This is a genomic window from Allobosea sp. 05L423 (genome assembly GCF_056397745.1).
Genome location: NZ_JBFTOA010000002.1, coordinates 838,072 through 849,901, shown reverse-complemented (window position 1 = coordinate 849,901; position 11,830 = coordinate 838,072). Strand labels below are relative to the sequence as shown.

Here is an 11,830-nt window from a genome sequence, read left to right as displayed (position 1 = left end):
TCCGCAAGCTGCTCGACCAGGGCCAGGCGGGCGACAACATCGGCGCGCTGCTGCGCGGCACGAAGCGCGAGGACGTCGAGCGCGGCCAGGTGCTGTGCAAGCCGGGTTCGGTGAAGCCGCACACGAAGTTCAAGGCCGAGGCCTACATCCTGACGAAGGAAGAGGGTGGCCGTCACACGCCGTTCTTCACCAACTACCGCCCGCAGTTCTACTTCCGCACGACGGACGTGACCGGCGTGGTGACGCTGCCTGAGGGCACGGAGATGGTGATGCCGGGCGACAACATCTCGATGGAGGTGACGCTGATCGCCCCGATCGCGATGGAAGAGAAGCTGCGCTTCGCCATCCGCGAAGGCGGCCGCACCGTCGGCGCCGGCGTCGTCGCTTCGATCATTGCGTAACGCGTTTTCGTGAGGGCGCGGGCCCTTCGGGCCTTCGCCTTTTCACGTCACGGAGAGAACAAGACCATGAACGGTCAGAACATTCGAATCCGCCTCAAGGCGTTCGACCACCGCATCCTCGACGCTTCGACGCGCGAGATCGTGTCGACCGCGAAGCGGACGGGCGCTCAGGTCCGCGGACCGATTCCGCTGCCCACGCTCATTGAGAAGTTCACCGTCAACCGCTCGCCGCACATCGACAAGAAGTCGCGCGAGCAGTTTGAGATGCGGACCCACAAGCGGGTCCTCGACATTGTCGATCCGACTCCCCAGACGGTCGACGCCCTCATGAAGCTCGATCTCGCCGCCGGCGTCGACGTCGAAATCAAGCTCTGATCCGATTGAACGGGTCCTCTGTTTCCGGCTCCCCCGGATGGACATGACCCCAGAAGAAGGTATGCACCGATGCGTTCCGGTGTGATTGCACAGAAAGTCGGGATGACCCGCATCTTCACGGATGCCGGCGAGCACATCCCGGTCACCGTGCTGAAGCTCGACAGCTGCCAGGTTGTCGCGCATCGCACGAAAGAGAAGAACGGCTATGTGGCCGTGCAGCTGGGCTCCGGCACGGCGAAGGTGAAGAACGTCTCGAAGGCTGAGCGCGGTCACTTCGCGGTCGCCAAGGTCGAGCCGAAGCGCAAGGTGGTCGAGTTCCGCGTCAGCGATGACGCGCTCATCCCCGTGGGCGCCGAGCTGACCGCGGACCACTTCGTCGTCGGCCAGTTCGTCGACGTCTCCGGCACGACCACCGGCAAGGGCTTCGCCGGCGGTATGAAGCGCTGGAACTTCGGCGGTCTGCGCGCCACGCACGGCGTTTCGGTCTCGCACCGTTCGATCGGTTCGACCGGTGGCCGTCAGGACCCGGGCAAGACCTTCAAGAACAAGAAGATGCCGGGCCACCTGGGCGCCGAGCGTGTCACCACGCAGAACCTGCGCGTCGTCCAGACGGATGTCGAGCGTGGCCTGATCCTCGTCGAGGGCGCCGTTCCCGGCGTCGCCGGCGGCTGGATCCATGTCCGCGACGCCGTCAAGCGCGCCCTGCMGAAGGATGCGCCGCTGCCGGGCAAGTTCAAGGTTGCCGGCGAGGGCAAGGCGGAAGAGGCTCCTGCGGCCCAGGCTGAGGAGAACGCGTGATGAAATTCGATATCACCACTCTCGAGGGCAAGTCGGCCGGTTCGGTCGAGCTGTCGGATGCGGTGTTCGGCCTCGAGCCGCGCGCTGACCTCCTCGCCCGCATGGTTCGCTATCAGCTCGCCAAGCGCCGCGCCGGGACCCACAAGTCCAAGGGCCGCTCGGAAGTCGATCGCACCCGCAAGAAGATCTACAAGCAGAAGGGCACCGGCGGCGCTCGCCACGGCGCGGCTTCGGCTCCGCAGTTCCGCGGCGGCGGCAAGGCCTTCGGTCCGGTGCTGCGCGACCACGCTCACGACCTTCCCAAGAAGGTCCGCGCGCTCGCTCTGCGCCATGCGCTCTCGGCCAAGGCGAAGGAAGCCGGCATCATCGTGATCGACGATGCCACGCTCGCCGAGCCGAAGACCAAGGTGTTGCTGGGTCATTTCGGCAAGCTCGACCTGTCGAGCGCGCTGATCGTCGGTGGCGTCGAGATCGATACGAACTTCGGCCTGGCCGCTCGTTCGATCCCGAATGTCGACGTGCTGCCGGTTCAGGGCATCAACGTCTATGACATCCTGCGTCGTGACAAGCTCGTCCTGACGCGCGCCGCTGTCGATGCGCTGGAGGCGCGCTTCAAATGAGCCAGTCAGCCAAGAACCTCGACCCGCGCCACTACGATGTGATCGTGGCGCCGGTCATCACCGAGAAGGCGACGATGCTCTCCGAGCACAACAAGGTCGTCTTCAAGGTTGCCCGCACCGCGACCAAGCCGCAGATCAAGGCGGCGATCGAGAAGCTCTTCGACGTCAAGGTCAAGAGCGTCAACACGATCGTCACCGAAGGCAAGGTCAAGGTCTTCCGTGGCCGCCTCGGCCAGCGCTCGGACGTCAAGAAGGCCGTTGTGACCCTCGAAGAGGGCCACTCGATCGACGTGACCACGGGCCTCTGAGGGAAGGATCGCCATCATGGCTTTGAAGCACTTCAAGCCGATCACGCCGAGCCTTCGCCAGCTCGTGATCGTCGACCGCAGCGAGCTCTACAAGGGCAAGCCGGTCAAGACCCTGACCGAGGGCAAGAGCTCCTCGGGCGGCCGCAACAATCTCGGCCGTATCACTGTCCGCTTCCGCGGCGGTGGCCACAAGCGCACGCTGCGCCTCGTCGACTTCAAGCGTCGCGGCAAGGCCGGTATCCCGGCGACCGTCGAGCGGCTCGAGTACGATCCGAACCGGACGGCGTTCATCGCCCTGATCAAGTATCAGGACGGTGAGCAGTCCTACATCCTGGCGCCGCAGCGCCTGGCCGTTGGTGACACCGTTGTCGCCGGCGACAATGTCGACGTGAAGCCCGGCAACGCGGCCCCGATGGGCTCGCTGCCGATCGGCACGATCGTCCACAACGTCGAGCTCAAGATCGGCAAGGGCGGCGCTCTGGCCCGCTCCGCCGGCAACTACGCCCAGATCGTCGGTCGCGACCAGGGTTACGTCATCGTCCGCCTGAACTCGGGCGAACAGCGCCTGATCTCGGGCCTCTGCTATGCCACCGTCGGCGCCGTCTCGAACCCGGATCACATGAACCGGAACGACGGCAAGGCTGGTCGCTCGCGCTGGCTCGGCCGCCGTCCGCATAACCGCGGCGTCTCGATGAACCCGGTCGACCATCCGCACGGCGGTGGTGAGGGCCGGACCTCGGGTGGCCGTCATCCGGTCACGCCCTGGGGTCTCCCGACCAAGGGTAAGAAGACCCGCTCGAACAAGCGGACCGACACATTCATCGTGTCGAGCCGTCACGCCCGCAAGAAGAAGAACTGAGGTCCGTCATGGCGCGTTCGCTTTGGAAAGGTCCGTTTGTCGACGGATACCTCCTGAAGAAGGCCGAGGTCGCCAGGACCTCAGCCCGAAATGAAGTCATCAAGATCTGGAGCCGTCGCTCCACGATCCTGCCGCAGTTCGTCGGTCTGACGTTCGGCGTGTACAACGGACAGAAGCATGTGCCGGTGTCCGTGTCCGAGGAAATGGTGGGGCACAAGTTCGGCGAGTTCTCGCCGACGCGCACCTTCCACGGCCACGCTGCCGACAAGAAGGCGAAGAGGAAGTAAGCCATGGGTAAAGCATCCGCCCCCCGTGCGCTGCCTGAGAACGAAGCGGTTGCGGTCGCCCGCAACCTGCGCGTCTCGCCGCAGAAGCTGAACCTCGTCGCTCAGCTGATCCGCGGCAAGAAGGTCTCTACGGCGCTCGCCGATCTCGAGTTCTCGCGCAAGCGTATCGCGAACGACGTTCGCAAGTGCCTGCAGAGCGCGATCGCCAACGCCGAGAACAATCACGACCTTGACGTCGACGATCTCGTCGTCGCCCAGGCCTTCGTCGGCAAGGCACTCGTCATGAAGCGCTTCCACGCCCGCGCCCGCGGCCGTGGCGCCCGGATCATGAAGCCGTTCTCGAACATCACGATCGTGGTGCGCGAGCAGGCAGCGCAGGCCTGAGGAGAGAACGATGGGTCAGAAAATCAATCCGATCGGCCTGCGCCTCGGCATCAACCGTACCTGGGACTCGCGTTGGTTCGCCAACAAGGGCGAGTACGGCAAGCTGCTGCATGAGGACATGGCGATCCGCGCCGCCCTGATGAAGCTGCTGAAGCAGGCTGCCGTCTCGAAGATCATCATCGAGCGCCCGCACAAGAAGTGCCGCGTCACCATCCACTCGGCTCGCCCGGGCGTGGTGATCGGCAAGAAGGGCGCCGACATCGAGAAGCTCCGCAAGGAAGTCTCGAAGCTCACCAAGGCCGATGTCACGATCAACATCGTCGAGGTGCGCAAGCCTGAGATCGACGCCACGCTGGTTGCCGACTCGATCGCGCAGCAGCTCGAGCGCCGTGTCGCCTTCCGTCGCGCCATGAAGCGCGCCGTGCAGTCGGCCATGCGTCTGGGCGCCGAGGGCATCCGCATCAACTGCTCGGGCCGTCTCGGCGGCGCCGAGATCGCCCGCCTCGAATGGTACCGTGAGGGCCGCGTGCCGCTGCATACGCTGCGCGCCGACGTCGATTACGGCGTCGCCACCGCTTTCACGACCTACGGGACGTGCGGCATCAAGGTCTGGATCTTCAAGGGCGAGATCCTGGAACACGACCCGATGGCCCAGGACAAGCGCCTTTCCGACGAGGGCGGCCGTTCCGGCGGCCGCGACCGTGATCACCGCGATCGCGATCGTCGCGAGCAGGCTGCGTAAGGCTGATCGAGAAGAGCCATGCTGCAACCAAAACGCACCAAGTTCCGTAAGCAGTTCAAGGGACGCATTTCCGGCGTCGCCAAGGGCGGCACGGACCTCAACTTCGGCCAGTTCGGCCTGAAGGCACAAGAGCCTGAGCGCGTTACCGCTCGTCAGATCGAAGCGGCTCGCCGCGCGATCACCCGCGCCATGAAGCGCGTTGGCCGCGTCTGGATCCGCGTGTTCCCTGACGTGCCGGTTTCGAAGAAGCCGACCGAAGTCCGCATGGGTAAGGGCAAGGGTTCGCCCGAGTTCTGGGCGGCCAAGGTCAAGCCTGGCCGGATCATGTTCGAGCTGGACGGCGTGTCGGAGGAGATCGCTCGCGAAGCGCTCCGTCTCGGCGCCGCCAAGCTGCCGATCAAGACCCGGTTCATCCAGCGCATCGCCGAGTGAGGGAGGGCGACATGAAAAGCACACAGCGTCTTTCCGACCTGAAGTCGATGAGCACGGACCAGCTTCAGGACGAGCTGCTCAAGCTGAAGAAGGAGCAGTTCAACCTGCGCTTCCAGAGGGCGACGGGCCAGCTCGAGAACACCGCGCGCGTCACCGAACTGCGCAAGGACATCGCCCGCATCAAGACGCTGCAGCGGTCGAAGGCCGTTGCGGCCAGCGCGTGAGGAGAAGATAATGCCTAAGCGCGTGCTCCAGGGCGTCGTCGTCAGCGACAAGCAGAACAAAACTGTTGTGGTTAAGGTCGAGCGGCGTTATACGCACCCGCTCCTCAAGAAGACGGTTCGCCGTACGAAGAACTATCACGCCCATAACGAGGCGGGTTCGTTCAAGGTCGGCGATACGGTGTGGATCGAGGAGTCCAAGCCGATTTCCAAGCTGAAAAGCTGGGTTGTGCTCGACGGCGCCCCCAAGGCGTGAGACGAGACGGCTTTGCCCGGCCCCGAATCAGGGGCGGGCAGGGCGCCTGAAGGAAGCCGGACATGTCTCTCCGCAAAGGTGGAAACCACTTTTGCGGATCATGTTTTGTTTTGAGGCCAGGGGGCGATCGACCCCCGTCAGTCGTAGTCCCAAGCAGCGCTGAGGCCGCTCGGGAAACCGCCTGATACACAGATTGGAAGGATCAAGGCCATGATCCAGGTGCAGACGAATCTCGACGTCGCCGACAATTCCGGCGCGCGTCGTGTGATGTGCATCAAGGTTCTCGGCGGGTCGAAGCGCAAGTACGCCGGTGTCGGCGACATCATCGTCGTTTCGATCAAGGAAGCCATCCCGCGCGGCCGCGTGAAGAAGGGCGACGTCATGAAGGCGGTCGTCGTTCGCACCGCCAAGGACGTCAAGCGCGCCGACGGTTCGGTGATCCGCTTCGACCGCAATGCGGCCGTGCTGATCAACAACCAGAAGGAGCCGGTCGGCACGCGTATCTTCGGACCGGTTCCGCGCGAGCTGCGCGCCAAGAACCACATGAAGATCATCTCGCTGGCGCCGGAGGTGCTGTGATGGCTGCGAAAATCAAGAAGGGCGACAAGGTCGTCGTGCTTGCTGGCCGCGACAAGGGTAAGTCGGGCGAAGTGCTGCAGGTTCTGCCGAAGGATGCCCGCGCCGTCGTGCGTGGTGTCAACCTCGTCAAGAAGCACACCAAGCAGTCGCAGACGTCCGAGGGTGGCATCATCTCGAAGGAGGCCACCATCGACCTGTCGAACATCGCCGTGGCCGATCCGAAGGACGGCAAGCCGACTCGCGTTGGTTTCAAGGTGCTCGATGACGGCCGCAAGGTTCGTTTCGCCAAGCGTTCGGGGGATCTGATCGATGGCTGAGGCTCAGCAGGCGGCTCTCTCGCCGCGCATGAAGAAGCATTACGAGGACGTCGTTCGTCCCGCGATGATCGCCGAATTCGGCTACAAGAACGTCATGGAAGTGCCGACGATCGAGAAGATCGTCATCAACATGGGTGTTGGTGAAGCGACTGCCGACCGCAAGAAGGTCGACAACGCCGCCGGCGACCTCGCCATGATTGCTGGCCAGAAGCCGGTCATCACCAAGTCCCGCCTCGCCATCGCCGGCTTCAAGCTGCGCGAGAACATGGCGGTTGGCTGCAAGGTCACGCTGCGCAAGACCAAGATGTTCGAGTTCGTCGATCGGCTCGTCACCATCGCCTTGCCGCGCGTGCGCGACTTCCGGGGCCTGAACCCGAAGTCGTTCGACGGGCGCGGCAATTTCGCGCTCGGGATCAAGGAACACATCGTGTTCCCCGAGATCAACTACGACAAGGTCGACCAGGTCTGGGGCATGGACGTGATCGTCTGCACGACTGCGAAGTCGGACGACGAAGCGCGCGCTCTGCTCAAGCACTTCAACTTCCCGTTCCGGCAGTGAACCTAAGCGTTCATACGCGGAAACCAGGAGAGATCGATGGCTAAGAAAAGCTCCGTCGAGAACAACGAGCGCCGCAGGAAGCTGGTGAAGAAATTCGCCGGCCGCCGGGCTCGCCTTCTCGCGATCGCCAATGACGACAACCAGCCCATGGACGAGCGTTTCCTCGCTCGCCTGAAGCTGGCCGAACTGCCGCGCAACTCGGCCAAGATCCGCATTCGCAATCGTTGCGAGGTGACGGGCCGTCCGCGCGCTTTCTATCGCAAGCTGAAGATGTCGCGTGTCGCGCTGCGTGAGCTCGGCAACAAGGGGCTGGTTCCCGGCCTCGTGAAGTCGAGCTGGTAAGGAGGACTGGACAATGGCGATCATTGATCCGCTCGGCGATATGCTGACCCGCATCCGCAATGCGCAGCTGCGTCGCAAGTCGCGTGTTTCCACCCCGGGCTCGAAGCTGCGTGCTCGCGTGCTCGACGTGCTGCAGTCCGAGGGCTACATCCGCGGCTACAGCCAGACCGAGTTCGGCAATGGCCGGACGGAGTTCGACATCGAGCTGAAGTATCACGAGGGCCAGCCGGTCATCCGGTCGATCTCGCGTGTTTCGAAGCCCGGCCGCCGCGTCTACTCGTCGGTCGAGACCATGCCGCGCGTGGCTGACGGCCTCGGCGTGACGATCGTCTCGACGCCGCGTGGCGTGATGGCCGATCATGTGGCCCGCGAGCAGAACGTGGGCGGCGAAGTGCTCTGCAAGGTCTTCTGACCTTTCAGGCGCCCCGCTCATTTTCAGGAGAAATCCAAATGTCTCGTATCGGTAAGAAGCCGGTCTCGGTTCCCGCGGGCGTCACCGCCTCGGTCACCGGCCAGCTCGTCAAGATCAAGGGCTCGAAGGGCGAGCTCTCCTTCGAGGTGCCCGAGGACGTCTCGGTCGCCATGGAGGACGGCGCGATCGCGGTTCAGCCGCGTTCGCAGTCGAAGCGCGCCCGTGCGCTCTGGGGCACCTCGCGCGCCCGCATCAGCAACCTCGTGATCGGCACCACCGCCGGCTTCGAGAAGCGCCTCGAGATCAACGGCGTCGGCTACAAGGCCGCTGTCGCTGGCAAGGTGCTGAAGTTGTCGCTCGGCTACAGCCACGACATCGACTACGAAATCCCGGCCGGTGTCGCGATCACGACGCCGAAGCCGACGGAAATCGTCGTCGTCGGCATCGACAAGCAGGTCGTCGGCCAGACCGCCGCGGAAATCCGCGACTATCGTGGCCCCGAGCCCTATAAGGGCAAGGGCGTCAAGTACGCCGGCGAGTTCATCTTCCGCAAGGAAGGCAAGAAGAAGTAAGGACGCCAGCCATGAGCAAGCAGAACGATGTGACTGCGCGCCGCAAGGCCCGCGTCCGCCGCGCGATCAAGGCGGTTGCCAACGGTCGCCCGCGCCTCTCGGTGCATCGCACCGGCAAGCAGATCTACGCCCAGGTCATCGACGACGTGAAGGGGGTCACCCTCGCTTCGGCCTCGTCGCTCGACAAGGACGTGCGTGCGCAGATCAAATCCGGCGCCAATGTCGAGGCGGCCGGCCAGATCGGCAAGATCGTCGCCGAGCGCGCGGTCAAGGCCGGCGTGACGGATGTGGTCTTCGACCGCGGCCCGTACATGTACCATGGCCGCGTCAAGGCGCTGGCCGATGCAGCCCGCGAGGCTGGCCTCAGCTTCTGAGGTTATCGGGTTTCGCCCGGTCAGGCGTTCTACGCCGGCCGGGCGGTATCCGTTTCTCGATCATCGCGCGCCAGAATGGGCGCGGTCACGACGATCGATGCGTTAAGGCATCGGGTTCTTCCGAAAAGTGGTTCCCACTTTTCGGCCCGATGCACAGCTTCCCCGTGCAATGAGGCATGGGGTTAGGCTCGAGCGAGCGGCGGGGCTTCGACCTTCGTCCGCGCAAGTAAGAGGACATACACATGGCTAGAGAGCCGCGTGAGCGTAAGGACCGGGAAACGGAAGTTTCCGAGTTCGTGGATAAGCTCGTCCACATCAACCGCGTCGCCAAGGTGGTGAAGGGCGGACGTCGCTTCGGCTTCGCCGCGCTCGTCGTCGTCGGCGATCAGAAGGGCCGCGTCGGCTTCGGCCACGGCAAGGCCCGTGAGGTTCCCGAGGCGATCCGCAAGGCGACGGAAGCCGCCAAGCGCGGCCTCGTCCGCATTCCGCTGCGCGAGGGCCGCACCCTCCATCACGACGTGCAGGGCCGCCACGGCGCCGGCAAGGTCGTGCTGCGCGCGGCTCCGGCCGGTACCGGCATCATCGCCGGCGGTCCGATGCGCGCCGTCTTCGAGGCGGTCGGCATGCAGGACGTCGTGTCCAAGTCGCTCGGCTCCTCCAACCCGTACAACCTCGTGCGCGCCACGTTCGACGCGCTGAAGAACGAGGATAGCCCGCGCTCGGTCGCGGCTCGTCGCTCGCTCAAGGTTTCGGCCCTGCAGACCCGTCGCCGCGATGCCGGCACGGATGCGGCCGCGGAAGCGTGAGGGGGGAATCATGGCAAAGGCTGAGAAGACCTTCACCATCGAGCAGATCGGTTCGCCGATCCGCCGCGAGGCCACCCAGCGCCAGACCCTGATCGGTCTCGGCCTGAACAAGATCCGCCGCCGCTCGACCCTCCAGGACACCCCCGYGGTGCGTGGCATGGTCGAGAAGGTGAAGCACCTCGTGCGCGTCATCGACGCGAAGTGAGGAGGGCGACACATGAAACTCAATGAGATTCGTGACAACGAAGGCGCTCTGAAGCAGCGCATCCGCGTCGGCCGTGGCATTGGCTCCGGCAAGGGCAAGACCGGTGGTCGCGGCGTGAAGGGTCAGACCTCGCGCGCCGGCGTCGCCATCAAGGGCTTCGAGGGCGGCCAGATGCCGCTGTATCGTCGCCTGCCGAAGCGCGGCTTCAACAACCTGTTTGCCAAGGATCTGAACGAGGTCAACCTCGGCCGCATCCAGCAGGCAGTGGAAGCCGGCAAGCTCGACGCCAAGGGCGCCGTGACCGTCGAGGCGCTCGTCGCCGCCGGCGTGATCACCCGCCAGGCCAAGGACGGCGTGAAGATCCTCGGCGTCGGTGAGCTCAAGACCAAGCTCGCTTTCGAGGTCGCTGGCGCGTCGAAGTCGGCCGTCGCGGCGATCGAGAAGGCCGGCGGCACGGTCAAGATTCTGGCTGCCGCTTCACAGGCGTGATCCTAGCGCCTACATGACGTTTGCGAACGGCGGCCGGGCCAGCGCCCAGGCCGCCGTTCGACTGTTTGACGCAAGGCACAAACCCGAAAATTGCACCGCTGGGGCGGCGGGGGATGTGCTTCAATGACTGACTTGAGACCCAAGGACCGGACGCATGGCATCGGCGGCTGAACAGCTTGCGGCAAACCTCAATTTCGGGGCCTTCGCCAAGGCGGACGAACTGAAGAAGCGAATCTGGTTCACGCTGGGAGCGCTGGTCGTCTACCGGCTGGGTACCTACATCCCGCTGCCGGGCATGAACCCGGACGCGGTCGCCGACCTGTTCCGCCAGTCGCAGAGCGGCGTGCTCGGCATGTTCAACATGTTCTCGGGCGGCGCCGTCGGCCGCCTCGCCATCTTCGCGCTGGCGATCATGCCGTATATCTCGGCCTCGATCATCGTTCAGCTGCTCTCCAGCGTCATCCCGAGCTTCGAGGCGCTGAAGAAGGAAGGCGAGCAGGGCCGCAAGACCCTCAACCAGTACACCCGCTACCTGACCCTCGTGCTGGCCGTATTCCAGGCCTATGCGATCGGCGTCGGCCTGCAGGGCTCGGGCAATCTCGTCCTCGAGCCGGGGCCGTTCTTCCTGCTCTCGACCACGCTCACTCTCGTCGGCGGCACCATGTTCCTGCTGTGGCTGGGCGAGCAGATCACCAGCCGCGGCATCGGCAACGGCACCTCGATGATCATCTTTGGTGGCATCATCGCGGAATTCCCGTCACAGCTCGCCCAGACCCTCGAACTCGGACGCCAGGGCGCGATCTCGACCGGGCTGCTGCTCGGCATCCTGGTGATGGCGGTCTGCGTCATCGCGTTCTGCGTGTTCATGGAGCGTGCGCAGCGCCGCCTGCTGATCAACTATCCGAAGCGCCAGGTCGGCAACCGCATGTATGAGGGTCAGACCTCGTTCCTGCCGCTGAAGCTCAACACCTCGGGCGTGATCCCGCCGATCTTCGCCTCGTCGCTGCTGCTGCTGCCGACGACGATCGCCAGCTTCTCGCAGGCCTCGGGTGGCACGGGCTTCCTGTCGATCATCGCGACCTATCTCGCCCATGGCCGGCCGCTGTTCATGGTCCTTTATGCGGCGCTGATCATCTTCTTCTGCTTCTTCTACACCGCGATCGTGTTCAACCCGGTCGAAACGGCGGACAACCTCAAGAAGCATGGCGGCTTCATGCCGGGCATCCGCCCGGGCGAGCGCACCGCCGAGCATATCGACCGCATCCTCTCGCGCATCACCGTTCTCGGCGCCGGCTATCTGACCATCGTCTGCCTTATCCCCGAGTTCATGATCACCTATGCTCAGATCCCGATCATCCTGCTGGGCGGCACTTCGCTGCTCATCGTGGTGACGACGACGATGGACACCGTGGCGCAGATCCACGGACACCTGCTGGCCCATCAGTACGAAGGGCTGGTCAAGAAGGCTAAATTGCGAGGAGCGAGGCGCTAA

23 protein-coding genes are annotated in these 11,830 nt (G+C 64.4%); all 23 read left to right on the top strand.

Going from position 1 to position 11,830, the window contains the following annotated elements; all coding sequences use genetic code 11:
- Nucleotides 1–401: EF-Tu C-terminal domain-related protein (locus AC1DNE_RS08145; protein WP_476841001.1), on the top strand; the 401-nt coding region annotated here is incomplete at its 5' end.
- Between the two features lie 66 nt (nucleotides 402–467).
- Nucleotides 468–776 (top strand): 30S ribosomal protein S10, encoded by a 309-nt coding sequence (gene rpsJ / locus AC1DNE_RS08140; protein ID WP_043237115.1) that lies wholly within the window; start codon nucleotides 468–470, stop codon nucleotides 774–776.
- Nucleotides 777–845: 69 nt separating this feature from the next.
- A complete protein-coding gene (gene rplC / locus AC1DNE_RS08135; protein ID WP_476841000.1) occupies nucleotides 846–1,574 on the top strand; it encodes a 50S ribosomal protein L3 in 729 nt (242 codons plus the stop codon).
- Nucleotides 1,574–2,194, top strand: coding sequence for a 50S ribosomal protein L4 (rplD, locus tag AC1DNE_RS08130; protein ID WP_441470741.1), 621 nt, complete (start codon nucleotides 1,574–1,576; stop codon nucleotides 2,192–2,194). The genes rplC and rplD overlap by 1 nt, the downstream gene beginning before the upstream one ends.
- Nucleotides 2,191–2,502: a 50S ribosomal protein L23 gene (locus AC1DNE_RS08125; RefSeq protein ID WP_149128651.1), complete on the top strand. Its 312-nt coding sequence runs from the start codon at nucleotides 2,191–2,193 to the stop codon at nucleotides 2,500–2,502. Before rplD ends, AC1DNE_RS08125 begins: the two co-directional genes overlap by 4 nt.
- 16 nt (nucleotides 2,503–2,518) lie before the next feature.
- Nucleotides 2,519–3,361 carry a 50S ribosomal protein L2 gene (gene rplB, locus AC1DNE_RS08120; protein ID WP_441470740.1) on the top strand — a complete coding sequence of 281 codons (843 nt, stop codon included), beginning with the start codon at nucleotides 2,519–2,521 and terminating at the stop codon, nucleotides 3,359–3,361.
- Between the two features lie 8 nt (nucleotides 3,362–3,369).
- Nucleotides 3,370–3,648: a 30S ribosomal protein S19 gene (gene rpsS, locus AC1DNE_RS08115; RefSeq protein WP_441470739.1), complete on the top strand. Its 279-nt coding sequence runs from the start codon at nucleotides 3,370–3,372 to the stop codon at nucleotides 3,646–3,648.
- A gap of 3 nt (nucleotides 3,649–3,651) precedes the next feature.
- Entirely contained in the window at nucleotides 3,652–4,032 is a 381-nt protein-coding gene (gene rplV / locus AC1DNE_RS08110; RefSeq protein ID WP_055730183.1) for a 50S ribosomal protein L22, read from the top strand.
- 10 nt (nucleotides 4,033–4,042) lie between these two features.
- Complete coding sequence (gene rpsC / locus AC1DNE_RS08105; protein ID WP_149128654.1) at nucleotides 4,043–4,774, top strand: 30S ribosomal protein S3; 732 nt, start codon at nucleotides 4,043–4,045, stop codon at nucleotides 4,772–4,774.
- 18 nt (nucleotides 4,775–4,792) lie between these two features.
- A complete protein-coding gene (gene rplP / locus AC1DNE_RS08100) occupies nucleotides 4,793–5,206 on the top strand; it encodes a 50S ribosomal protein L16 (protein WP_112581124.1) in 414 nt (137 codons plus the stop codon).
- 11 nt (nucleotides 5,207–5,217) lie between these two features.
- On the top strand, nucleotides 5,218–5,430 hold the full coding sequence (gene rpmC / locus AC1DNE_RS08095; RefSeq protein ID WP_400506013.1) for a 50S ribosomal protein L29: 213 nt from the start codon (nucleotides 5,218–5,220) through the stop codon (nucleotides 5,428–5,430).
- A gap of 10 nt (nucleotides 5,431–5,440) precedes the next feature.
- Nucleotides 5,441–5,683: a 30S ribosomal protein S17 gene (gene rpsQ, locus AC1DNE_RS08090; RefSeq protein ID WP_441470738.1), complete on the top strand. Its 243-nt coding sequence runs from the start codon at nucleotides 5,441–5,443 to the stop codon at nucleotides 5,681–5,683.
- A 210-nt stretch (nucleotides 5,684–5,893) separates the two neighbouring features.
- A complete protein-coding gene (gene rplN / locus AC1DNE_RS08085; RefSeq protein WP_055730187.1) occupies nucleotides 5,894–6,262 on the top strand; it encodes a 50S ribosomal protein L14 in 369 nt (122 codons plus the stop codon).
- Nucleotides 6,262–6,579 (top strand): 50S ribosomal protein L24, encoded by a 318-nt coding sequence (gene rplX / locus AC1DNE_RS08080; RefSeq protein WP_377838317.1) that lies wholly within the window; start codon nucleotides 6,262–6,264, stop codon nucleotides 6,577–6,579. Before rplN ends, rplX begins: the two co-directional genes overlap by 1 nt.
- The gene (rplE, locus tag AC1DNE_RS08075; protein WP_199085555.1) at nucleotides 6,572–7,138 is read left to right on the top strand and encodes a 50S ribosomal protein L5; all 567 of its coding nucleotides are present in this window, start codon (nucleotides 6,572–6,574) and stop codon (nucleotides 7,136–7,138) included. Before rplX ends, rplE begins: the two co-directional genes overlap by 8 nt.
- Nucleotides 7,139–7,174: 36 nt before the next feature.
- Nucleotides 7,175–7,480: a 30S ribosomal protein S14 gene (gene rpsN / locus AC1DNE_RS08070; protein WP_199085556.1), complete on the top strand. Its 306-nt coding sequence runs from the start codon at nucleotides 7,175–7,177 to the stop codon at nucleotides 7,478–7,480.
- 13 nt (nucleotides 7,481–7,493) lie between these two features.
- Complete coding sequence (gene rpsH / locus AC1DNE_RS08065; protein ID WP_400506018.1) at nucleotides 7,494–7,892, top strand: 30S ribosomal protein S8; 399 nt, start codon at nucleotides 7,494–7,496, stop codon at nucleotides 7,890–7,892.
- A 38-nt stretch (nucleotides 7,893–7,930) separates the two neighbouring features.
- A complete protein-coding gene (gene rplF, locus AC1DNE_RS08060; RefSeq protein WP_441470737.1) occupies nucleotides 7,931–8,464 on the top strand; it encodes a 50S ribosomal protein L6 in 534 nt (177 codons plus the stop codon).
- Nucleotides 8,465–8,475: 11 nt separating this feature from the next.
- Complete coding sequence (gene rplR / locus AC1DNE_RS08055; RefSeq protein WP_441470736.1) at nucleotides 8,476–8,838, top strand: 50S ribosomal protein L18; 363 nt, start codon at nucleotides 8,476–8,478, stop codon at nucleotides 8,836–8,838.
- Between the two features lie 242 nt (nucleotides 8,839–9,080).
- Complete coding sequence (gene rpsE / locus AC1DNE_RS08050; RefSeq protein ID WP_047582054.1) at nucleotides 9,081–9,644, top strand: 30S ribosomal protein S5; 564 nt, start codon at nucleotides 9,081–9,083, stop codon at nucleotides 9,642–9,644.
- A gap of 10 nt (nucleotides 9,645–9,654) precedes the next feature.
- Nucleotides 9,655–9,849, top strand: coding sequence for a 50S ribosomal protein L30 (rpmD, locus tag AC1DNE_RS08045; RefSeq protein ID WP_476840999.1), 195 nt, complete (start codon nucleotides 9,655–9,657; stop codon nucleotides 9,847–9,849).
- Nucleotides 9,850–9,861: 12 nt separating this feature from the next.
- A complete protein-coding gene (rplO, locus tag AC1DNE_RS08040; RefSeq protein ID WP_441470734.1) occupies nucleotides 9,862–10,338 on the top strand; it encodes a 50S ribosomal protein L15 in 477 nt (158 codons plus the stop codon).
- 154 nt (nucleotides 10,339–10,492) lie between these two features.
- Nucleotides 10,493–11,830: a preprotein translocase subunit SecY gene (gene secY, locus AC1DNE_RS08035; RefSeq protein ID WP_441470733.1), complete on the top strand. Its 1,338-nt coding sequence runs from the start codon at nucleotides 10,493–10,495 to the stop codon at nucleotides 11,828–11,830.